Raw genomic sequence first — 20,905 nt, 5'->3', positions numbered from 1 at the left:
GTGCAACTGCCGTTCCGGCATGTCGCTTCCCTCGCCCTAGTGGTCGCCGCCTCCGCAACGACCGGCGGGTCGCCGGTCCATTATGCCGCCCGCTACCGCATCGTACGAGGACCATCATGACCGCCGCCCTACAACCTGCAGAACCGGCATTGGCCACCGACCGCGCCCGTCGTGGCGGCCGCGCTGGAAAGCGCGCCGGCGGTTCGGCCGCGTTCGAGCAGCCGGCTTTCCGCCAGCTGAAGAACCCGCTCGCGCCGACCAGGCTGGTTTCGGACGACGAGCTGGAATCGATCCATCTCGCCTCCTTGCGCGTGCTGAGGGAAATCGGCGTCGATGTTCTGCATGACGAAGCCCGCCGCATCATGAAGGCACATGGCGCCGACGTGCGCGACGGCAGCGAGCGGGTGCGCTTCGACAGCGACATGATCCTCGAGCTGGTGTCGCACTGCCCTTCGGAGTTCACCATCCACTCGCGCAACCCGGCGCACAATGTGCGCTTCGGCGGCAACAATCTGATCATCTCGATGATGGCATCGGCGCCCAACTGCTCCGACATCGACCGCGGCCGCCGGCCCGGCAACCAGCAGGATTACCGCAACTTCCTCAAGCTCGCTCAGATGCACAACATCCTGAACTGCACCGGCGGCTATCCGGTCGAGCCGACCGATATCCATCCGTCGGTCCGGCACCTGGAGTGCGTCCGCGACCTCGCCACGCTGACCGACAAGGTGTTTCACATCTACTCGCTCGGCAAGGAGCGCAACGTCGACGGCATCGAGATCGCCAGGATCGCGCGCGGCATCAGCCACGAGCAGTTGATCGAGGAGCCGTCGGTCTTCACCATCATCAACACCAATTCGCCGCTCAAGCTCGATGTGCCGATGATGGAAGGCATCATCCAGATGTCGAGCAAGGGCCAGGTCGTCGTCGTCACGCCGTTCACCCTTTCAGGGGCCATGGCGCCGGTGACGATCGCCGGCGCGCTGGTGCAGCAGAACGCCGAGGCGCTGTCCGGCATCGCCTTTGCCCAGATGGTGCGCAAGGGCGCGCCCGTCGGCTATGGCGGCTTCACCTCCAATGTCGACATGAAGTCCGGTTCGCCGGCCTTCGGCACGCCCGAATACATGAAGGCACAGCTGGTCGGCGGCCAGCTTGCCCGCCGCTACAACATACCCTACCGCACCTCCAACACCTGCGCCGCCAACACGGTCGATGCGCAGGCGGCTTACGAGAGCGTGTTCTCGCTGTGGGGCGCCATCCAGGGCGGCGGCAATCTGATGATGCATGCGGCCGGCTGGCTCGAGGGCGGCCTGCGCTGCTCCTATGAGAAGACCATATTGGACATCGACCTGCTGCAGATGGTGGCGGAATTCCTGACCCCGCTCGACCTGTCCGAAGAAGCGCTCGGCTTCGATGCCATCCAGTCGGTCGGTCCCGGCGGCCATTTCTTCGGCACCCAGCACACGCAGGACCGCTACAAGACCGCCTTCTACTCGCCGATCCTCTCCGACTGGCGCAATTTCGAGACCTGGGCGGAAGCCGGCTCGCCGACGGCGCTGGAAAAGGCCAACAAGGTGTGGAAGGAACGGCTAGCATCATTTGAAGAGCCCTATATGGACCCGGCCATTCGCGAGGAACTCAACGCCTTCGTCGAAAAGCGCCGGTCCGAGGGCGGTGCACCGACCGACTTTTGAATGGCACGCGGCGACCGCTGACCTCGGCGTCGAGGCGCGTTCCACCGCCGACCCAAAAACCTGACTCAGTTTACGCAAAAACGGACCTATCTTGATGAAATCTCATGTAAAAGCGGTTGTCATCGGCGGCGGCGTCGTCGGCTGCTCGGTTCTCTACCATCTGGCCAAGGCCGGCTGGACCGACATCATGCTGATCGAGCGCTCGGAGCTTACCTCCGGCTCGTCCTGGCACGCGGCGGGCGGCTTCCACACGCTGAACGGCGACCCCAACGTCGCCAAGCTGCAGGCCTATACGGTGCAACTCTACAAGGAGATCGAGGAGATTTCCGGCCAATCCTGCTCGCTGCACCTGACTGGCGGCGTGATGATGGCAGATACCCCGGAGCGCATGGACTTCCTGCGGCTCGCCCACGCCAAGGGCCGCTATCTCGGCATGGACACCGAGTTGATCACGCCATCCGAAGCCAAGGCGATGTTCCCACTGATGGACGAGACCAATTTCGTCGGCGCCATGTGGGATCCGGTCGAGGGCCATCTTGATCCGTCCGGCACCACGATCGCCTATTCCAAGGCGGCCAAGAAGCTTGGCGCCGAGATCGTGCTGCGCAACCGCGTCGTCGAGCTGACGCAAGAGGTCGACGGCACCTGGAATGTCGTCACCGAACAAGGCACGGTTCATGCCGAGCATGTCGTCAACTGCGGCGGCCTGTGGGCACGTGAGATCGGCCGCATGGTCGGCGTCGAACTGCCGGTGCTGGCCATGGAGCACATGTACCTGCTCACCGAGCCAATGCCGGAGGTCGAGGAATTCAACAAGTCGACCGGTCGCGAGATGATCGGCGTGCTTGACTTCAAGGGCGAGATCTACACCCGCCAGGAGCGCAACGGCATTCTGCTCGGCACCTATGAAAAGGCATGCAAGCCGTGGTCGCCGGTCAACACGCCGTGGGATTTCGGCCATGAATTGCTCGCCCCCGACCTCGACCGCATTGCGCCGTCGCTGGAGATCGGCTTCAAGCATTTCCCCGGCATCGAGAAGGCCGGCATCAAGCAGATCATCAACGGCCCCTTCACCTTCGCGCTCGACGGCAACCCGCTGGTCGGCCCGGTGCAGGGCCTGACCAATTTCTGGTGCGCCTGCGCCGTCATGGCCGGCTTCAGCCAGGGTGGCGGCGTCGGTCTGGCGCTGTCGAACTGGATGGTCCACGGCGATCCCGGCTTCGACGTTTGGGGCATGGACGTCGCCCGCTTCGGCGAATGGGCCGGCCTGCGGTACACCAACGCCAAGGTGCGCGAAAATTATTCGCGCCGCTTCTCCATCCGCTTCCCCAATGAGGAACTGCCGGCCGCACGCCCGGCGCAGACGACGCCGCTCTACGACACGATGCTCGCAAACAACGCCGTCATGGGCGACTCCTGGGGTCTCGAAACCCCGCTCTGGTTCGCCCCGAAGGGCAAGGAGCCGAAGGACATCGTCTCCTTCCATCGCTCCAATGATTTTGGGCCGATCGGCGAGGAAGTGCGCGCGACCCGCGAGCGCGTCGGCGTGACCGAGATCGCCAACTTCGCCAAATACGAAGTGTCCGGACCGGGGGCGGAGGAATTCCTCAACCGGCTGATGACCAACCGTATGCCGAAGACCGGCCGCATCGTGCTGACGCCGATGATCAACGAATTCGGCAAGCTGATCGGCGACTTCACCATTGCCAAGGCCGGCGAAGACCGCTTCATGATCTGGGGCTCGTCGGCGGCGCAGAAATATCACATGCGCTGGTTCGAGAAGCATCTGCCTAAGGACGGTTCCGTGCGCATCCACCGTTTCGACCAGACGCTGGTCGGTCTGTCGATCGCCGGGCCTAAGTCCCGCGACCTCTTGCAGAAGCTCGTCGATGTCGACATCTCGACAAAAGCCTTCCGCTTCATGGATTTCCGCGAGATGGCGGTCGGCGGTGCGCCCTGTTTGGTCAACCGCATCACCTACACCGGTGATCTCGGCTACGAGATCTGGATGGCGCCGGCCTACCAGCGCCTTGTGTATAAGGCGATCAAGGATGCCGGCGAGGAATTCGGCCTCGTCGATTTCGGCATGCGCGCTTTGCTTTCGATGCGCCTGGAAAAGAACTTCCCGACCTGGTTTCGCGAATTGCGGCCGATCTACGGACCATTCGAAGGTGCGATGGACCGCTTCATCAAGCTCGAGAAGAACGATTTCATCGGCCGCGAGGCTGCCGCTAAGGAACAGGCCGAGGGGCCAAAACTGCGCCGTGTCTCCTTCATCGTCGATGCCGCCGACGCCGATGTGATGGGCGACGAGCCGATCTGGGCCAAGGTCTCCAAGGACTACGGCACGGTGGAAAAGCCGCATGGCTACGGCGCGCCGCGCTTCGACGATGGCGGCGAGGAAGTACGCGGCTCCAAGGCAGCTGAAGGCGCTTCGGCCGTGCGCGGCATCGTCGACGGCGACTGGCGCGTGGTCGGCTGGGTGACATCAGGCGGCTATGCGCACTATGTGCAGAAGTCGATGGCGCAGGGTTACGTCCCGGCGGCACTTGCCGAGGACGAAAGTGCCGGGCTGTTCGAGATCGAGATCTTGGGACACCGGCGCCCGGCCCGCATCAACGTCGAAGCACCGTTCGACCCGAGTGGCGAGAAGATGCGGACCTGAGGTTCGGCCATGGACAGCGCTGGGCCGAAGGGAAGCTTTGGCCGCCATCGCAAGATCATGCCGTTCGAGCCGGGCTCGATCGAGGCGCTGCGCGACGTTTCCCGCCAGAAGGCGGCGTCGCTCAACCAGCATGTGCTGGGCTATGGCGCGCAGGCGGAAGCTGAATGGGCAGCGGCAGGTATTACCGCTCCCGATCTGCCGACGATGCGCCGATACCGGCTGGACCGCATCCGCGCCGAGTTGAAGCGCCGCGACTATGCCGGCGCCTTGCTCTACGACCCGGTCAACATCCGCTATGCTACCGATTCCACCAACATGCAGCTGTGGGTGGCGCACAATCCGACACGGCATTGTTTCGTCGCCACCGACGGGCCGGTGGTGCTGTTCGATTATTTTTCCTGCGAGCACCTGTCCGACCATTCCGGCGTCGTCGACGAGGTGCGGCCGGCTGTCTCATGGATGTATCTCTATGGCGGCGAACTGACCGAGCAAAAAGTCCGCCGCTGGGCCGCCAGCATTGCCGATCTGGTCAGGGAACATGGCGGTGGCAACAGCCGCATCGCGGTCGATCACATCAACCCGGAAGGCGTCGAGGAACTCGCCCGGCTCGGTGTGACGATCGGCAATGGCGAAGCGGTGATGGAAAATGCGCGGCTGATCAAATCATCGGACGAGATTCTCGCCATGCGCCGCGCCATCGTCGCTTGCGAGGCGGCGATGGGCGAGATGGAGCAGGCTCTGCGGCCTGGCATTTCCGAGAACGAACTGTGGGCCGAACTGCATCGCGGCAACATTGCGCGCGGTGGCGAATGGATCGAGACACGGCTGCTGACGTCAGGCCCGCGCACCAACCCGTGGTTCCAGGAATGCTCGTCGCGCAAGATCGAAGCCGGCGACCTCGTCGCCTTCGACACCGACCTGATCGGCCCCTACGGCTTCTGCGCCGACCTGTCGCGCACCTGGCTGTGCGGCGATGCAAAGCCGACCAACGAACAGCGCGACCTGTTCCGCATCGCCGCAGATCAAATCACCTACAATACCAAATTGATGCAGCCGGGCACCTCGTTCCGCGACCTTGTCGAACGCTCGGCGGTGCCGCCCGGAGACTGTTTTCCTACGCGCTACGGCGTGCTCTATCACGGCGTCGGCCTGGCCGACGAATACCCGACCTTGCCGCATGCCAGCGACTGGACCCCCGACACGCCGGACGGCGTGCTGGAGTCAGGCATGGTGCTGTGCGTGGAAAGTTATATCGGCCGGCTTGGCGGACGCGAAGGCGTCAAGATCGAAGAGCAGATTCTCATCACCGAAACCGGCAACGAAAAACTTTCAACCTACCCGTTGGATGCGAGGCTGCTCGGCTAGTCCGGCAAGGGCCTCGCGCATCGCCCTGACCGTCTTTTCCGGTGTCGTTGCGGCGGTGATGAACGGCAGGCCTTTGCGCCGTCCCGTCCAGCCGACGACCTTCACCGCTTGCGCCGCCGGCTCGAAACGCTGCGCCAGCGCCCAGCTTCCGCAGTCGATGGCCGCGACGTCCGCCTTGCCTTCGGCCACAGCGACGATCGAGTCGCGATGGCCGCCGCTTTCGCTGCGCGTCGAGAATATATCCAGGTCTTCGCCGGCCGCTTGCAGGTCGCGCGTCAGCGCAATGATGCCTGACATGGAATCAAGGCTGTTGAAGGTGAAGCGCTTGCCACGGATCAGATCGCGCGGGACGAGTGCGCGGCCGTCCGCAGGCGATCGAACCTCCAGCCCCTCGCCCGCCCTCATCACCAGCGCGCTCGAATAGAGCTCGCCCTGCCCGCCTTCACAGGCGTCGTAGCTCGGCTGGCCGACCACCTGAACGTGTTTGGACAGGCCGAGTTCCATTGGCCCCCAGCAGGTCTGCGCAAACAGCAGCGCCGGATGCAGCCAAAGCTTGTGAAAGTCGAGTTCGTCCGGCGGCAATGTCGCCGGGTCTGGCGCGATCAGTTTTCCCAGGGCATCATGAATGCCACCCGGCACCGGCGGCAGGTCGCCATTGCGGCGCACGATCGTTTGCGGCGCGTCGATACCCCTCCGCCGGAAGGCGTCGCGCAAGCGCGCCCATTGGGCGTCGACCTCGTCGCGCGCTTCGGGCCAGTCATACATCGGCAACGCCGCAACCAATTCGCTCATGCCGGAATCTGACCGTTGTATCTGGGATTGAAGGGGACCGACCGCAGCCAGTCTAGCAGGCATTACCCACTCGCCGCAAAACTCATTCCTTGGGCGGCTCGGCGGGAACCGGCGCGGAGCCGAGCCCATTTATGTTGCGCGCCCTGATGCGAGGTTTGAACGCCCTGCCTGGCTCCGGCGCGCGCCGCAGCACCGGATGCACGATCGGCTCCTTCGCCTTGAAGGCATAGGCTTTGATCAGCGCGAAATAGTTCGGATAGGCATAGCCATTGTTCATCCGCAACCATTCGTCGCGACGGTCGCGAAACAGCTTCGGCAGCCGGTACCACGCCACGGTCGGGCTCTTGTGGTGGACGAAATGCAGATTGTTGTTGAGGAACAGGAACGACAGTGGCGAGCGCTCGACGATCACCGTGCGGCCCTCCGGGTGTTCGGACCATTGATGCTCGGCGAAGGTGCGGATCGAGATCAGCGACTGGCCGAGCCAGACCGGCACCAGGATGTAGAGCCACAGCGGGATGCCGAAGCCGAACTGCACGATGGGCATCACGATGGCGAGGCCTATCGCATGCAGCAACCACGCCTTGCGGATCGCCTTGTCGCCGGCGATTATGTGCTTGGCGTCGTCGATGAAGAAGCCGACGCAGGACAGCCAGGGGCCGAGCACGAAGCGGCCAGCCATGGTGTTGTTGATCTTGAGCAGGAATTTCATCGTCGGCGGCAAGTCGTCATGCTGCCAGAGCGCCTGGTAGTAGCTCTCGGGATCGTCCAGCGGATCGGTCAGCCGCTCGTCGGCATGATGGCGCAGATGAATGGTCTTGAAGCGGCGGAACGGCCAGACGAGACCGATCGGCAGGAACACAAAGGCCTCATTGATCCGAGCATTGCGCGTCGGATGACCGTGCAGCACTTCGTGCATGATCGACGACTGCAATGCGGCGGTGAAGGCCAGGACGGCGAGCGCGGAGATCGGGTAGGATGGCCAGAGCAGGAAGCCGGTGGCGAACCATGTTGCGTAGCAGAGGAATGCGAGAACCACGGTCGGCCATTCGATGGCCGGTACGCTACGCTGTCTGATGCTCATGCTAGTCATGCTATCGACCACTGTCCCTCAGTCGCCGGAACCCCAACTGGTTCCTGACATCATTGTGTCAGGAGAAGCGATTCCACTCAACGAGACAAAGTGTACAAAATGTTGCGATTGCGCATTTTTGACAGCACATGTTACACATTGTAAACAAACTTGGGGATTCATTTACGCCTGAGGCATCCATTCGGCAGCTTTGGCGCAAATTTTTCCTCCTGATTCGCGGAGCCAAGTGATGGACAAACGAGATCTGTCAGCAATCTTTCGGGAGCGTCTGAAGCTGCTCCTGACAAGGTCCGATCTCAACCAGTCATCTTTCGCGACCGCGGTCGGCATCGATCGGTCGGCCCTGTCGCAACTGCTGTCCGGCGCCTCGACACGCCTGCCCCGGGCGGAAACCCTGCTCAATATCGCTGCCGAGTTCAAAGTGTCGCTGGACTGGCTGCTTGGCCTCAGCCAGGACGAGGGTGTCACCGGCGAGATCCGCGAGAGCCTGGAGATCGAGGAAGCGCGCGACGGCTTCGACCGCACGCTGCTGGCAAAGTGGTTCGCCGAGGCGGCCGGTACCAAGATCCGCTATGTGCCGGCAGGCATCCCCGATCTTCTGCGAACACACGCGCTCGTCGACTATGAAGCCAACATCACCAACAGGAGCCGTCAGACGCAAGCCAACGAAACCCAATACCGCATCGACTACAACCGGCGGCCGGAAACCGACATGGAAGTCTGCATGCCACGCCATACGTTGGAGATCTTTGCCCGCGGCCTGGGCGTGTGGGACCGTTTTCCGGAGGCCGACCGCCGACAACAACTGGCCCATATGGCAACGCTGCTTGACGATCTCTACCCGACGTTCCGCTTGTTTCTGTATGACGGCCGCATGCGCTATTCCATTCCCCTCACCATCTTCGGCCCCTATCGGGCGGCCATCTATGTCGGCGACATGTATGTGGTGCTGAACGCCACCCAGCCGGTCCAGGCCTTGACCCAGCATTTCGACAATCTGATCCGTGCCGCCGACGTCAACCCGCACGAAGCCGCCGCCTTCGCGCGCAATCTGGCTGACATGTCCTTCGCATCAAGCTCTGCCTGATCGACGGCAATCGTTGGCCATTCAACCCAACGCCCGGCCGTCGACATCGCCAGTCAATCGCCGCAATATCATTGACTACACATAAAGACTTCTTTATATCCTTATCCGAATTTCGAAACATGAAAGCCAATCCGATGACGACGACCAACCCGATCGATGCGCTGCTGGCTGAAAAGGGCGTGCTGTTGGCCGATGGCGCCACCGGCACCAACCTGTTCGCCATGGGGCTGGAGGCTGGCGAAGCGCCGGAGCTGCTGAACGAGACGGCGCCCGACACCATCACCAGCCTGCACCAGAATTTCGTCGATGCGGGCGCCGACATCATTCTCACCAATTCCTTCGGCGGCACCCGTCACCGGCTGAAGCTGCATCATGCGCAGGACCGCGTGCACGCGCTGAACAAGCGCGCCGCCGAGATTGCGCGTGCCGTCGCCGACAAGGCCGGCCGCAAGGTGATCGTCGCCGGCTCGGTCGGCCCGACCGGTGAATTGCTGGTGCCGCTTGGCGCCATGACCTTTGACGAGGCTGTCGACGCCTTTGCCGAACAGATCGAGGGTCTCAAGGCCGGTGGCGCCGAAGTCGCCTGGATCGAGACCATGTCGGCTCCCGACGAGATCCGCGCCGCTGCCGAAGCCGCCATCCGCGTCGGCCTGCCCTACACCTACACCGGGTCCTTCGACACCGCCGGCCGCACCATGATGGGCCTGCTGCCGAAGGACATCCACGGCGTCGTCGACGGCTTGTCGCAAGCGCCGCTCGGCGTCGGTGCCAATTGCGGCGTCGGCGCCTCCGACATCCTGGCATCGCTGCTCGACATGACCGAGGCGAAGCCGGAGGCGACTGTGATCGTCAAGGGCAATTGCGGCATTCCCGAATTCCGCGGCACCGAGATTCATTATTCCGGCACGCCGGAACTGATGGCCGACTATGTGCGTCTCGCCGTCGATGCCGGTGCGAAAATCGTCGGCGGCTGCTGCGGCACCTCGTTCCAGCACCTTGCCGCCATGCGCAAGGCACTCGACGCGCACACCAAGGCGGATCGTCCGACCGTTGGCGCGATTGTCGAGCGTATCGGTCCGATGCGCAACAAGGTGGCGACGGAAAACACCGCTGAGACCAGCGAAGCCCGCCGCGAGCGTCGCCGCAGCCGGGCCTGACCCTTATCGTTTCTGATTATTCGCTGTTGTCGGCGTAGCTCGACTGCGCCGACTTGAAATCGGTACCGGCGCCGGCGGCCGTATCGCCGCGCATCGTCATAAGTGCGCCCGATGCAGTGGGGTCGGAGATCTGCTCCAGCATGACTCGAAAACGATCATTGTTCAGCGCTGATATGGCGGTGTTACGCGCTTGAGCGACATCATCGCTGATGCGCCTGGATTCCGCCGATGGCGTGGAGGCTGGCGATCCAAGTGCCGGCATATCTCGGGTTATCGAGTTCGCAACAGTCCTGATCAGCAATTCCGGCCCCCTCAAGCCCAAACATTAGCCTCTGCGTAACAAGAGGAAATTGCGATCATCTACCGGAAATCCAACGCAATTTAACAATCCGCAAAAAAAGGCCGGCAAGGAATGAATCCCTCGCCGGCCTGCCTCACCCGCCCGTGGGTCGGTTTCCCGTATCAGAACGATCCCATCTGAAAGAAACCGGCCGTCATCACCACTACCGATTTCCGCCCAGCGCCGAGGCAAGGCGCACAAGCGAGAGGAACTCGGACCTGTACCCAAACGGGTCGGATCCTCGAGCGGCAGTGGCAATCTCCATGATCTTGTCGTAACCGAACTTCGCGGTTGCATCCTCGTCGCGCAGCTTCTGGCCGAAGGCCGCGACGGCCACGGAGAAGCGCTGGTCGGTGCCGGCCTCGTCGAACGACGCCACCTCGTTGGCCGAAGTCACCGGCGTGGTGATCAGCTTCGAGACGTCCTCGTTGGGCAGCTTGTAGCGGATCTTGACGAAGGCATATTCGCCGGCATTGGCGACGCCCCCATTGTCCACCGACGCCTGGCCGTAGCGCAGCGGATCGATCTGCTCGCCACCGCTGCCCTTCGGCGTGATCTCGTAGATCGCGGTGACCGAATGACCCGAACCGATATCGCCGGCATCGACGCGGTCATTGTTGAAATCCTCGCGGTTGAGCGCCCGGGTCTCGTAGCCGATCAGCCGGTATTCCGAGACCTTGTTCGGGTTGAACTCGACCTGGATCTTCACGTCCTTGGCGATGGTGAACAGCGTCGAGGAGGCGTCCTCGACCAGCACCTTCTCGGCCTCGGCGAGCGTGTCGATATAGGCGGCCGTGCCGTTGCCGTTCTGGGCGATGGTCTGCATCATCTGGTCGTTCAGATTGCCGCGGCCAAAGCCGAACACCGACAGGAAGACACCGGTCTTGCGCTCGCTCTCGATCAACCGCTTCAGGTCGTCGTCATCCGTCTGGCCAACGTTGAAGTCGCCATCGGTGGCGAGCATCACCCGGTTGACGCCGTCCTTGACGAAGGATTGCTGGGCAAGCCTGTAGGCTTCCTTGATGCCCGCCTCGCCGGCCGTCGAGCCGCCGGGCTGCAGATTGTCGATGGCATTGAGTATCTTGTCCTTCTCGGCAACTTTTGTCGGCATCAGCACGGTGCCGGCCTCACCCGCATAGGTCACGATCGAGATCGTGTCGTCTGCCTTCAATTTGCCGACCAGAAGCCGGAAAGCCGACTTGAGCAGCGGCAGCTTGTCCGGCTCGTCCATCGAGCCCGACACGTCGATCAGGAAGACCAGATTGGCTTTCGGCTGCTCGGTCGGCTTGACGTCAAAACCCTTGATGGCGACATGCATCAGCTTGGTGTGCGTATTCCACGGTGTCGGCATGACGCTGACCGTCGAGTTGAACGGCGTCGTGGCGGTGTCCGGGCCCTTCCAGTCATAAGGGAAGTAGTTGATCATCTCCTCGACGCGGACCGTATCGGCCTGCGGCACGAACCCTTCCTTCAGCGAACGCCGCACGAAGGAATAGGAAGCCGTGTCGACATCGATCGAGAAGGTCGAGACCGGATCCTCAAGCGCGGCATGCACCGGATTGGTCTTGAAATCCTCGATGCGGTCGCGGTTTTGCTCTTGCGGCTGAACCTGGTCGGCCGGAGCCATGGCTGGCTGCTGCGCCATCAGCTTGGACTCGGCCGGCGCGAGACTCCGCGACATGCTGGGGGCACTTACAGTACCGTCCAGCGCAAATTCGCCTGTCGGGGCCGGTGCCGGGGGTGCACTATTCATTGCCACACTTCCGGCGCCAGTAGCATCCTGTCGGGGAGCGCTCTTCGCCGCCTCCTGCTGTGCACCGCCGATTGCAATGGTCGATTCGGATTTCGGCGGTGAGGCCGGCGCGACAAGCGCATCGGTGGCGTCGCGGCTTTCCACGTCCGCGTCGGCCTTCTTGTCTTTCTCCAGTTCGGTGCGGGCCGGCTTGAGCTCGTTGGTCGTCTGCTTCACCGTCGCAGGCTTGTCGGCCAGCGTTTCGCCGATCTTCTCGTCGCCGCCGAATTTCGGCGGCTGTTCCCTCAGCATGTGGAAGGTGGCGTATCCGGCGATCGGCAGGGCGACGAGCCCGGCAAGAGCCGGCGCGGCAATGAGTTTCTTTTGCATGATCTCGCTCCAGAGCTTTTGTGCTCGCTCTGTGAGACGAAGCCCGCCAACCGATCCTTGGGCCACGGTCGAAATATTCTCCTGGTCATAGGCGCGCATGGCGGCTTCGAAGGCGCGAGCCTTCGCGCTCTCGCCCGGCGCCGGTGCCGCGATGTCGCGCAGTCTGTTGAGTTCGTTGTCGTCGACCATGGTCACACTTCCCCGGCCGAGCGCATCAGCGTCTTCAGCCGTTTCTTCGCTTCATGGATGTGCCAGGAAACCGTCGCCTCCGAGATCGCCATCGCCTCGGCGGCAGCCGCATGGCTCAAGCCCTCGCCGTAAACAAGCAGCACGGCGTCGCGCTGCTTGTCCGGCAGTTGTCGCACCGCCGCCCACAATGCTTCGGCCGGGTCTTCCGGCTCTGCCGAAGCCTCGCCCGAGATCAGCGCGTGAACGCCGTAGGCCTCCGTCTTTGCCATATCGCGAGCGGACTTGCGCATCATGTCGCGCGCGGCGTTCAGGGTCACGGAGTAGAGCCATGTCGTGAAGGCGCCGCCGCCGCGATAGTCGCGGATCGCCCGGCCGAGCCGGACGCAGACTTCCTGGGCGATGTCTTCGGCATCGGCCTTCTTGCCGCACCAGCGATAGGCGGCGCGATAGACGAAGTCATAGTGCCTTTCCAGCAATTTGCTGAAGGCCCCCCTGTCTCCGCCCTTCGCCCGCCCGATCAGTTCGGCGTCGGAGGCTTCGCTCTCATCCAGCATCATCGCCATCATTTGCCTGTTGGACGAAGGCTAATGGCGATTCCTTGGGGCAATGGAAAGATTTTTTTGGAAACGGCAGATCGTGGCCATCGCTGCCCTGCTTGACAGATACATATCTCTGCAGTTATACGTCGATCAATAGCCGCCGAGTTATCGATCCCAATGACGAATGCTCACGATGTCCTTTTCCGAACGCTCTCCGATCCGACGCGTCGGGCAATCTTCGAGCGCCTGTGCCGGGAAGGCGAACAGACGGTCGGCGCTCTGACGGCTCAGTCCGGGGTCTCGCAACCAGCCGTATCAAAGCATCTCGGCGTGCTCAGGCATGCCGGGCTGGTGCGCGACCGCCATGAGGGACGACAGACCCATTACAGCGCCCAACTCCGCGCACTTGCACCGCTGACTGACTGGACGAACCAGATGAACGCATTCTGGCAGAGCCGGTTCGACGACCTCGAAAATCTGCTCAATAGAATGGACCAATGACCAACATTGCGACCGAAACGCGCTCCGTCGTTGTCGAACGAGAGATACCTCATCCGCCTGAAAAGATCTGGCGCGCGCTCACCCAACCGCATTTGATCGAGGAGTGGCTGATGAAGAATGATTTCAAGCCAGTCGCGGGTCACCGTTTCAATCTGCGAAAGGACCCGCAGCCTGACGTGAGCATCGTCGTTGACTGTCAGGTAACCGCAATCGAGCCGAACAAGACACTGTCCTACACCTGGCAGGCCTATGGCCTCGAGAGTGTCGTCACATGGACTCTCATTCCGACCAGCACAGGCACTCGATTGCGCATGGAGCAGTCCGGCTTCCGGCCGGATCAGGAGCAGGCATACCGGGGTGCGACGAGTGGGTGGCGGCAGTACTTTGCAAACCTGGCTGAGGTCCTGGCGCGAATGGATTGAAACCCGCCGAGCGGATCACCGGGTCCGCTTCGGCTCGTTTTTAACGGGAGGTCTCATTGGACTGGAACAAGTGGATTCGGCAAACTCATCGCTGGCTGTCGATCATCTTTACGCTGACCGTCATCGCCAACTTCGTTGCCATGGCATTGGGGCAGCCGCCTGCCTGGATTGTCTACTCGCCGCTCTTGCCGCTCTTCTTGCTGCTGTTCAGTGGCTTGTACATGTTCGTGCTGCCGTATGCCGCCAAAGGAACCGGCAGGGAACGCGCGGGCGCATAGGAATGGGCAGAATGGCCAAGACGCAGGGGCAATCGACCAAGGTCGCGGCCAAGGCCGCACCAGTCCTGCTGTCGGGCGGCAACCCGCAAATCGCGAAAGGGGACGGCGACGCGCCGGTGCAGGCCTATATCGCTGCTATGCCGGGCTGGAAACGCGGCCTCGGCGAGCGCCTCGACGCACTCATCGTGCGCAATGTGCCTGATGTACGCAAAGCCGTGAGATGGAATTCGCCGTTCTACGGCATCGAGGGCCAAGGCTGGTTCGTGACGTTCCATGTCCTGGCCCACTACGTGAAGGTGACTTTTTTCAGCGGCATGTCGTTGCGGCCGGTCCCGCCGGGCGGCACGGCGAAAAGCAAGGACGCACGCTGGATCGACATCCGCGAAGGCGACGCGTTCGACGAGGAGCAGATGGCGGACTGGATGAAGCAGGCCGCCGCCCTGCCCGGCTGGATCCCGTAGCCGCGCCAGCGGACTGATCGAAGCCTGCCAGCACAATTCAAACCACGCCCTTCCGACAGGGCGGACAGAGGAGAAATAGCGATGAAGATCAAGCTGACCAGCGTCTATGTGGACGACCAGGAAAACGCCCTGCGCTTCTATACTGAAGTGCTCGGCCTCACCAAGAAGGCCGACTTCAGCAACGGGCCCTATCGCTGGCTGACCGTGGCCTCGGCCGAAGAGCCCGATGGAACCGAGCTGCAACTCGCGCTCAACGACAACCCGGCCGCCAAGGCCTATCAGCAAGCCATCTTCAAGCAGGGCCAGCCCGCCGTCATGTTCTTCACCGACGACGTGAAGGGTGACTACGAGCGCATCAAGGCGAGCGGTGGCGAGTTCACCATGCCGCCGACCGAGGTGACCGGCTCGACCATCGCCCAGTTGAACGACACCTGCGGCAACCTCGTTCAGATCACCCAGCTGGCGCGCTGGTAAAGCGCGGCAAACAAAACGCGTCGTGGCAGAGAAAGGCACGCAATGATTCCATCGCAACAGATCGACCAGCTGATCGCGGGCCTCACGGACTGGCGTGGCAAGACGCTCGCCAGCGTCCGCAAGACCATTCTTGAAGCCGATGGCGAGATCATCGAGGAATGGAAGTGGATGGGAAGCCCGGTGTGGTCCCGCCACGGAATGATCGCCGTCGGCAACGCCCACAAGGACAAGGTGAAACTGACCTTTTCCCACGGCGCCAGCCTGCCGGACCCCGGCAAGCTCTTCAACGCGGGTTTGGACGGCAAGGTGTGGCGTGCGATCGATCTTTTCGAGGGCGATGAGCTCGATGAGCGCGCGCTGAAAGACCTCGTCCGGGCCGCCATCGATTACAACCAGGCTAAAAAGCAGAAGAAAGCGCTGGCGAAGGCACGGAAGTAGCATCGTCGCCATTTTTGGTGCTTTAGGCCGCTTGCCCCGCAACCCAGCCGGACGACCACGCCCACTGGAAATTATAGCCACCCAGCCAGCCCGTGACATCGACGACTTCGCCAATGAAAAACAGGCCCGGCACGGATTTCGCCTGCATCGTCTTCTGGTCGAGTCCGTTTGTGTCGACCCCGCCCAACGTCACTTCGGCGGTACGATAGCCCTCCGAACCGGCCGGCTTGATGCGCCAGTCATTGACCGCCGCGGCGATGATTTTGATCTCAGCGTCCGAAAGATCGGCGAGGTTGGCGTCGATCCCGGTGCGCTCGGCGATCGACTGTGCAAGCCGTTTCGGCAGATGATTTGCCAGCACCGTCTGCACGGCTTGCCGCCCGTTGCCGCGCTTGGCGGTGCGAATGAGGTCCGCCACGTCGAGCGTTTTTGCGTCGAAGGTCAGCGGCACCAGCGCTGGCCGCGTTTCGACAATCGCAAGGCCAAACCGTTCGGCAAGCTCGTAGCCGAAGCCGGTCGCCCCCATCTTGGGGATCGACTTGCCGCCGCATGCCACGACCAGAGACGGGCAAATGACTTTGCCGGTGGAGAGGGTGACCGCAAATCCTTCCAGGGTTCTGCGGACGTCCACGACCTCAGACGATAGTACCAGTTCCACGCCCCTGCCCCGCATTTCCGCGACCATCATGTCGATGATCTGGCGTGCGGAGCCGTCGCAGAACAACTGCCCCAGCGTCTTTTCGTGATAGGCGATGCGGTGGCGTTCGACGAGCGCGATGAAATCGCGCTGCGTATAGCGGCTGAGCGCCGAGATGCAGAAATGCGGATTGCCTGAGAGAAAGTTCTTCGGGCTGGCATGGATGTTGGTGAAATTACACCGGCCTCCGCCGGAGATGCGGATCTTTTCGCCAGGCATCGCCGCGTGATCGAGGATCAGCACCGAACGGCCGCGCTTGGCCGTCTCCACGGCGCACATCATTCCGGCGGCACCCGCACCGATGATCACGACATCATAGGATTGCATCAGGCTAAATCGTTCCCGCTGACGGCGCCGTTCAGCAGGCGGCGCCAATCGTGCAAGTCTCTACCAGTTCGGTGCGACCGCAGGCAACGTCCCGGTCCGTTTTAGATCAGCGTTTCGGCAAAAAGCGTCGTCAACCGCTTCCAATGGCGCTCGGCGCCGATCGCATCGAATACGCTATGATCCGGCACGCACCAGCCATGCGCCATGCCGACATAGTTCTCGATCACATGGTCGACTTCCGCAACTCGCAGCGCCTCGGCAAGTCGTGCTGACTGCTCAGGCGGGAAACTTCTGTCGACACCGGACGTGCCGACATAGACACGCGCCTTGATCGAGGCAGCCTTGCGATGCGGGCTGTCGGCGGCATCGCTGGCCAGATTGCCGCCATGGAAACTGGCCGCCGCCCTTATCTGCTCGGGATAGGTTGCAGCGGCGTTCAATGCCCGTGCGCCGCCCATGCAATAGCCCACCGTCCCGATCGGTCCGGTAACACCCTCGGCAGCCAGCGCATCGACGAATGCACCACTGTCGCTGATGGTCATCTCTTGCGTGGTGCCGGTGACCAGCGCCATCAGCACTGTCTTGGTCTTTTCCTCGGCAAAGGCGGTCTTGGCGTCGAACGGCCCGTAGGGCGCATTGCGGTAGAACAGGTCCGGCACCAACACCGCATAGCCTTCGCCCGCCAACCGTTCCGCCATGCCATCGAGCGCAGCGCGCGGCCCGAACGCATCCATATACAGGATGATGCCGGCCTTGGCCGGGGACGCGTTCGCGGCGCGGAAAAGTCCTGCCCTGGCAACGCCATCCCTGGTCTTGATCTGAAGGTCTTGTTTCGTCATCGCCTGCTCCGTTCATTAGATGCGCGATACATATCCGCGTGAGCCGCCAGAACAAGGCGTTCCCTGAACCCGGCAGTCAACATTTCGTGCAGGATGGCGTGGCGACTACAGACCGGCGAATGCCGCCATATGAAAGGCCTGGACCTCCGATGGATAGCGATAGGCCGTGCCGTACGGACAGGCGTTGCGGTCGAGGCAGCCGCCGCTTCGGCACGGTCCGCCATTCGCTCCCCGCACATGCGCCAGACAGGATTGGTGGGCGAAACCTTGTTCGGAATAAGCGTCGACCGGACAGGATTTCAGGCAAGGTTTTTCCACACATGCATCGCAAAGGTGGAGCGGCGTCTCAACGGCTTGGAGAGGAAGTTCTTGCTCGAACAGCAGCGCACCACGATAGGCGTGCCACAGCCCATAGTGCGGATGCATGAGGATGCCGAGCGGTGACGGCTTCAGCCCCTCCGCCCGCATCGCCCATTGCTGAAATGGCAGATAGGGCTTGTCGGACGGTGAAATGGCCCTCGCCCCGAATACCTCCGCCACCGCCCCGATCACTTCACGCGACCAGGTGTCGAGCGGATTGGCAATGGTCGGCGATTGCTGTTCCCGCCAGCGCAGGAAATGCGGCCAGGACGCAGCACCCGCCTGCCCCACCAGCAGCACGGATTTGGCCGGAGCGCCTGACTGGCCCGGTGGCGGTACATCGCCCGGCACAAAATTGAAGCCGCCACGCAGAACAAGGCCGTTGGCGAGAAGCGCCGAAGCGATACGGTCAACGCTGCCGGCAGGCGCAATCATTCCTTCTTGACCGGATCGGAGAATGCGCTCCGCCAGACTTCCTTGTGAATGATGTTGGCGACTTTAGCCCCGCCTGACTCGGGCTCCTTTCAAGTGAAGGCGTCGGGCATCGACCCCTTCTTCTTGGCGATGAAGTCCTTCAAGGCTTCGTCGGTGCTCGGATCGAGGTGTGGTGCCTCATAGCTTTCCAGCCAACGGCGGGCGAGCTCGTTGGCGCGCTGCGGCGCGGTCTTCTCGCCCTCGGCCAGCCACTGTTCGTAGGAATTGTTGTCGGCGATGTTGGAGCGATAGAAGGCGGTCTGGAAATTGGCCTGGGTGTGGTCGCAGCCGAGATAATGGCTGCCCGGTCCGACCTGGCGGATGGCATCCATCGCCTGGCCGTTTTCCGACAGATCGACGCCCTCGGAGAACTTCTGCGTCATGCCGAGCTGGTCGATGTCCATCATGAATTTTTCGTAGCAGGAGGCGAGCCCGCCCTCGAGCCAGCCGGCTGAATGCAGCACGAAGTTGGTGCCGGCCAGGATGGTCGAGTTCAGCGTGTTGGCGCTTTCATAGGCCGCCTGAGCGTCCGGAACCTTGGATGCGCAAAGCGAGCCGCCGGTGCGGAACGGCAGGCCGAGGCGACGTGCGAGCTGTGCGGCGCCATAGGACACCAGCGACGGCTCGGGCGTGCCGAAGGTCGGCGCGCCCGATTGCATGGAGATCGACGAGGCGAAAGTGCCGAACAGCACCGGCGCGCCCGGCCGGATCAGCTGGGTGAACGACGCGCCGGCCAGCACCTCGGCCAAAACCTGCGTCAGCGTCCCGGCGACCGTCACCGGGCTCATCGCACCGGCGAGAATGAACGGCGTGACGATGCAGGCCTGGTTGTGGCGCGAATAGACTTTCAGCGCGCCGAGCATGGTCTCGTCGAACACCATCGGCGAGTTGGCGTTGATCAGGCTGGTCAGCACCGTGTTGTTTTCGACGAAGTCGTCGCCGAACACGATCTTGGCCATGGCGACGGTGTCCTCGGCGCGCTCGGGCGCTGTCACCGAGCCCATGAACGGCTTGTCCGAATATTTGATGTGGCTGTAGATCATGTCGAGATGGCGCTTGTTGACCGGCACATCGACCGGCTCGCACACGGTGCCGCCCGAATGGTGGATCGACGGCGCCATATAGGCGAGCTTCACGAAATTCTGGAAATCCTCGATCGTCGCATAGCGCCTGACGCCGTCGAGATCGCGCACGAAGGGCGGTCCATAGACCGGCGCAAAGACGGTGGCGTTGCCGCCGATCTGCACCGAGCGCTCGGAATTGCGGGCGTGCTGGGTGTAGACGGACGGCGCGGTCTTGAGCAGTGACCGGCAGAGCCCTTTGGGAAAGTGCACGCGTTCGCCCTTGACGTCGGCGCCGGCTTCTTTCCACAGCTGCAACGCTTCCGCGTCGTCGCGGAAGATGATGCCGATCTCCTCGAGCACCGTGTCGGTGTTCTTCTCGATCAGCGCCAGGCCTTCCTCGTCCAGCACCTCATAGACGTTGATCTTGCGCTTGATATAGGTGAGCTGGGTGCCGGGGCCGCCGCCCGAACGGGCTGCACGCCGGGCAGCCGCTCCGCCGCTGGCGCCGCGCCCGCGTCGCGCGTTTGACGCTTCCTGATCGACTGCCGCGTGTTCGCTCATGATCGCTCTTCCCTGAATTTGTTCTTGTCCGGAATCCATTGCGGCAGCGTATCGCCGCTTCTTGCCGGATCGTAGCCAAGCACCCTATTCGAAACGGCCCGCCAGCGCCAACGGCTGTCGCAAAATCGACAAGAATTCCAAGAGAGTTACGGTCGCTTTCCTTTTGCGGGAAGTCGCAAATCAGCTATGGATACATGCCCCCAGCGGGTTAGGTATGAACGCGAATATTGTGTGCCTTGCGACGCAGTCGCGATGCCGGCAGGAGCTCGATACAAATGTCCGACGACGAGATCATCCTTTCCGAACTTTCCGACGACGAGTTGGTGCAGCAGATGCACGACGATCTCTATGACGGGCTGAAGGAAGAGATCGAGGAAGGCACCAACATCCTGCTCGAGCGCGGCTGGGYGCCTTACAAGGTGCTGACCGARGCGCTGGTCGAAGGCATGCGCATCGTCGGCGAGGATTTTCGCGACGGCATCCTGTTCGTTCCCGAAGTGCTGTTGTCGGCCAAYGCGATGAAGGCCGGCATGTTCATCCTGCGTCCGCTGCTTGCCGCYACCGGCGCGCCGAAGCAGGGCAAGATGGTCATCGGCACCGTCAAGGGCGACATCCACGACATCGGCAAGAACCTCGTCGGCATGATGATGGAAGGTGCCGGCTTCGACGTCATCGACCTCGGCATCAACAATGCGGTCGAGAAATATCTCGATGCGATCGAACAGCACCAGCCCGACATCATCGGCATGTCGGCACTGCTGACCACGACCATGCCCTACATGAAGGTCGTCATCGACACGATGAAGGAAAAGGGCATCCGCGACGATTATGTCGTGCTGGTCGGCGGTGCGCCGCTGAACGAGGAATTCGGCAAGGCCGTCGGCGCCGACGCCTATTGCCGCGACGCCGCGGTGGCGGTCGAGACCGCCAAGGACTTCATGAAGCGCAAGCACAAAAGCACAACGT

The 20,905-nt window shown here is 62.4% G+C and carries 21 protein-coding genes; 12 read left to right on the top strand and 9 right to left on the bottom strand.

Annotated features, from left to right (window positions below; translation table 11 throughout):
* Positions 1 to 116: 116 nt before the first annotated feature.
* The 3 genes from AC1D2G_RS23185 (at position 117) to AC1D2G_RS23175 (ending at position 5,724) form a co-directional block, all read left to right on the top strand.
* Entirely contained in the window at positions 117 to 1,694 is a 1,578-nt protein-coding gene (locus AC1D2G_RS23185) for a trimethylamine methyltransferase family protein (RefSeq protein WP_477416869.1), read from the top strand.
* 94 nt (positions 1,695 to 1,788) lie between these two features.
* The gene (locus tag AC1D2G_RS23180; RefSeq protein WP_477416867.1) at positions 1,789 to 4,359 is read left to right on the top strand and encodes a GcvT family protein; all 2,571 of its coding nucleotides are present in this window, start codon (positions 1,789 to 1,791) and stop codon (positions 4,357 to 4,359) included.
* A gap of 9 nt (positions 4,360 to 4,368) precedes the next feature.
* Entirely contained in the window at positions 4,369 to 5,724 is a 1,356-nt protein-coding gene (locus AC1D2G_RS23175; RefSeq protein ID WP_477416865.1) for a M24 family metallopeptidase, read from the top strand.
* On the opposite strand, the gene AC1D2G_RS23170 is transcribed toward AC1D2G_RS23175, so the two are convergent.
* Positions 5,689 to 6,516 (bottom strand): phosphate/phosphite/phosphonate ABC transporter substrate-binding protein, encoded by an 828-nt coding sequence (locus AC1D2G_RS23170; RefSeq protein WP_477227531.1) that lies wholly within the window; start codon positions 6,514 to 6,516, stop codon positions 5,689 to 5,691. The two genes, AC1D2G_RS23175 and AC1D2G_RS23170, sit on opposite strands and share 36 nt — an antisense overlap.
* An 82-nt stretch (positions 6,517 to 6,598) precedes the next feature.
* On the bottom strand, positions 6,599 to 7,609 hold the full coding sequence (locus AC1D2G_RS23165; RefSeq protein ID WP_477416863.1) for a fatty acid desaturase: 1,011 nt from the start codon (positions 7,607 to 7,609) through the stop codon (positions 6,599 to 6,601).
* A 229-nt stretch (positions 7,610 to 7,838) separates the two neighbouring features.
* On the opposite strand from AC1D2G_RS23165, the gene AC1D2G_RS23160 reads away from it, so the two are divergent.
* Entirely contained in the window at positions 7,839 to 8,696 is an 858-nt protein-coding gene (locus AC1D2G_RS23160; protein ID WP_477227533.1) for a helix-turn-helix domain-containing protein, read from the top strand.
* 134 nt (positions 8,697 to 8,830) lie between these two features.
* Positions 8,831 to 9,853, top strand: a complete 1,023-nt coding sequence (bmt, locus tag AC1D2G_RS23155; protein WP_477417151.1) for a betaine--homocysteine S-methyltransferase — start codon at positions 8,831 to 8,833, stop codon at positions 9,851 to 9,853.
* A gap of 16 nt (positions 9,854 to 9,869) precedes the next feature.
* Here bmt and AC1D2G_RS23150 read toward each other — a convergent pair whose 3' ends face one another.
* The 3 genes from AC1D2G_RS23150 to AC1D2G_RS23140 all read right to left on the bottom strand — a co-directional run bounded on the left by AC1D2G_RS23150 (position 9,870) and on the right by AC1D2G_RS23140 (position 13,067).
* Positions 9,870 to 9,995 (bottom strand): hypothetical protein, encoded by a 126-nt coding sequence (locus tag AC1D2G_RS23150; protein ID WP_477344334.1) that lies wholly within the window; start codon positions 9,993 to 9,995, stop codon positions 9,870 to 9,872.
* A gap of 361 nt (positions 9,996 to 10,356) precedes the next feature.
* Complete coding sequence (locus tag AC1D2G_RS23145) at positions 10,357 to 12,504, bottom strand: vWA domain-containing protein (RefSeq protein WP_477416861.1); 2,148 nt, start codon at positions 12,502 to 12,504, stop codon at positions 10,357 to 10,359.
* Positions 12,505 to 12,506: 2 nt separating this feature from the next.
* Entirely contained in the window at positions 12,507 to 13,067 is a 561-nt protein-coding gene (locus tag AC1D2G_RS23140) for an RNA polymerase sigma factor (RefSeq protein ID WP_095087997.1), read from the bottom strand.
* 153 nt (positions 13,068 to 13,220) lie between these two features.
* Between AC1D2G_RS23140 and AC1D2G_RS23135 the strand changes: the two genes are divergently transcribed.
* The 6 genes from AC1D2G_RS23135 (at position 13,221) to AC1D2G_RS23110 (ending at position 15,617) form a co-directional block, all read left to right on the top strand.
* A complete protein-coding gene (locus AC1D2G_RS23135; protein WP_477416859.1) occupies positions 13,221 to 13,544 on the top strand; it encodes an ArsR/SmtB family transcription factor in 324 nt (107 codons plus the stop codon).
* The gene (locus AC1D2G_RS23130) at positions 13,541 to 13,966 is read left to right on the top strand and encodes an SRPBCC family protein (protein ID WP_477416857.1); all 426 of its coding nucleotides are present in this window, start codon (positions 13,541 to 13,543) and stop codon (positions 13,964 to 13,966) included. Before AC1D2G_RS23135 ends, AC1D2G_RS23130 begins: the two co-directional genes overlap by 4 nt.
* Before the next feature lie 56 nt (positions 13,967 to 14,022).
* A complete protein-coding gene (locus AC1D2G_RS23125) occupies positions 14,023 to 14,244 on the top strand; it encodes a hypothetical protein (RefSeq protein WP_477416855.1) in 222 nt (73 codons plus the stop codon).
* 11 nt (positions 14,245 to 14,255) lie between these two features.
* Complete coding sequence (locus AC1D2G_RS23120) at positions 14,256 to 14,705, top strand: DUF1801 domain-containing protein (protein ID WP_477416853.1); 450 nt, start codon at positions 14,256 to 14,258, stop codon at positions 14,703 to 14,705.
* 81 nt (positions 14,706 to 14,786) lie between these two features.
* Positions 14,787 to 15,179 carry a VOC family protein gene (locus AC1D2G_RS23115; protein ID WP_477416851.1) on the top strand — a complete coding sequence of 131 codons (393 nt, stop codon included), beginning with the start codon at positions 14,787 to 14,789 and terminating at the stop codon, positions 15,177 to 15,179.
* 42 nt (positions 15,180 to 15,221) lie between these two features.
* Positions 15,222 to 15,617, top strand: a complete 396-nt coding sequence (locus AC1D2G_RS23110; RefSeq protein ID WP_477416849.1) for a DUF1801 domain-containing protein — start codon at positions 15,222 to 15,224, stop codon at positions 15,615 to 15,617.
* Between the two features lie 22 nt (positions 15,618 to 15,639).
* On the opposite strand, the gene AC1D2G_RS23105 is transcribed toward AC1D2G_RS23110, so the two are convergent.
* The 4 genes from AC1D2G_RS23105 to AC1D2G_RS23090 form a co-directional block, all read right to left on the bottom strand.
* Complete coding sequence (locus tag AC1D2G_RS23105; RefSeq protein WP_477416848.1) at positions 15,640 to 16,641, bottom strand: BaiN/RdsA family NAD(P)/FAD-dependent oxidoreductase; 1,002 nt, start codon at positions 16,639 to 16,641, stop codon at positions 15,640 to 15,642.
* Positions 16,642 to 16,742: 101 nt separating this feature from the next.
* The gene (locus tag AC1D2G_RS23100; protein ID WP_477416846.1) at positions 16,743 to 17,480 is read right to left on the bottom strand and encodes a dienelactone hydrolase family protein; all 738 of its coding nucleotides are present in this window, start codon (positions 17,478 to 17,480) and stop codon (positions 16,743 to 16,745) included.
* Positions 17,481 to 17,585: 105 nt separating this feature from the next.
* On the bottom strand, positions 17,586 to 18,275 hold the full coding sequence (locus AC1D2G_RS23095; RefSeq protein ID WP_477416844.1) for a hypothetical protein: 690 nt from the start codon (positions 18,273 to 18,275) through the stop codon (positions 17,586 to 17,588).
* Between the two features lie 89 nt (positions 18,276 to 18,364).
* Entirely contained in the window at positions 18,365 to 19,939 is a 1,575-nt protein-coding gene (locus tag AC1D2G_RS23090) for a trimethylamine methyltransferase family protein (RefSeq protein ID WP_095087381.1), read from the bottom strand.
* A 275-nt stretch (positions 19,940 to 20,214) separates the two neighbouring features.
* On the opposite strand from AC1D2G_RS23090, the gene AC1D2G_RS23085 reads away from it, so the two are divergent.
* Positions 20,215 to 20,905 (top strand): corrinoid protein (locus AC1D2G_RS23085; RefSeq protein ID WP_477416842.1); only part of this gene is annotated, 691 nt, incomplete at its 3' end.

The sequence above is a fragment of the Mesorhizobium sp. P2_C7 genome, from assembly GCF_056404515.1.
The sequence above is the reverse complement of the archived record's forward strand: the minus strand, read 5'-3'. Positions and strand labels throughout refer to the sequence as shown.

Excerpts from the sequence above, each read along its gene's own strand:
- AC1D2G_RS23185 (WP_477416869.1), top strand. The coding sequence starts at position 117 with ATGACCGCCGCCCTACAACCTGCAGAACCGGCATTGGCCACCGACCGC.
- AC1D2G_RS23115 (WP_477416851.1), top strand. The coding sequence starts at position 14,787 with ATGAAGATCAAGCTGACCAGCGTCTATGTGGACGACCAGGAAAACGCC.
- AC1D2G_RS23180 (WP_477416867.1), top strand. The coding sequence starts at position 1,789 with ATGAAATCTCATGTAAAAGCGGTTGTCATCGGCGGCGGCGTCGTCGGC.
- AC1D2G_RS23165 (WP_477416863.1), bottom strand. The coding sequence starts at position 7,609 with ATGACTAGCATGAGCATCAGACAGCGTAGCGTACCGGCCATCGAATGG.
- AC1D2G_RS23095 (WP_477416844.1), bottom strand. The coding sequence starts at position 18,275 with ATGATTGCGCCTGCCGGCAGCGTTGACCGTATCGCTTCGGCGCTTCTC.
- AC1D2G_RS23100 (WP_477416846.1), bottom strand. The coding sequence starts at position 17,480 with ATGACGAAACAAGACCTTCAGATCAAGACCAGGGATGGCGTTGCCAGG.
- AC1D2G_RS23145 (WP_477416861.1), bottom strand. The coding sequence starts at position 12,504 with ATGGTCGACGACAACGAACTCAACAGACTGCGCGACATCGCGGCACCG.
- AC1D2G_RS23140 (WP_095087997.1), bottom strand. The coding sequence starts at position 13,067 with ATGGCGATGATGCTGGATGAGAGCGAAGCCTCCGACGCCGAACTGATC.
- AC1D2G_RS23105 (WP_477416848.1), bottom strand. The coding sequence starts at position 16,641 with ATGCAATCCTATGATGTCGTGATCATCGGTGCGGGTGCCGCCGGAATG.
- AC1D2G_RS23135 (WP_477416859.1), top strand. The coding sequence starts at position 13,221 with ATGACGAATGCTCACGATGTCCTTTTCCGAACGCTCTCCGATCCGACG.
- AC1D2G_RS23160 (WP_477227533.1), top strand. The coding sequence starts at position 7,839 with ATGGACAAACGAGATCTGTCAGCAATCTTTCGGGAGCGTCTGAAGCTG.
- AC1D2G_RS23170 (WP_477227531.1), bottom strand. The coding sequence starts at position 6,516 with ATGAGCGAATTGGTTGCGGCGTTGCCGATGTATGACTGGCCCGAAGCG.
- AC1D2G_RS23130 (WP_477416857.1), top strand. The coding sequence starts at position 13,541 with ATGACCAACATTGCGACCGAAACGCGCTCCGTCGTTGTCGAACGAGAG.
- AC1D2G_RS23175 (WP_477416865.1), top strand. The coding sequence starts at position 4,369 with ATGGACAGCGCTGGGCCGAAGGGAAGCTTTGGCCGCCATCGCAAGATC.
- AC1D2G_RS23120 (WP_477416853.1), top strand. The coding sequence starts at position 14,256 with ATGGCCAAGACGCAGGGGCAATCGACCAAGGTCGCGGCCAAGGCCGCA.
- AC1D2G_RS23150 (WP_477344334.1), bottom strand. The coding sequence starts at position 9,995 with ATGCTGGAGCAGATCTCCGACCCCACTGCATCGGGCGCACTTATGACG.
- bmt (WP_477417151.1), top strand. The coding sequence starts at position 8,831 with ATGACGACGACCAACCCGATCGATGCGCTGCTGGCTGAAAAGGGCGTG.
- AC1D2G_RS23110 (WP_477416849.1), top strand. The coding sequence starts at position 15,222 with ATGATTCCATCGCAACAGATCGACCAGCTGATCGCGGGCCTCACGGAC.
- AC1D2G_RS23090 (WP_095087381.1), bottom strand. The coding sequence starts at position 19,939 with ATGAGCGAACACGCGGCAGTCGATCAGGAAGCGTCAAACGCGCGACGC.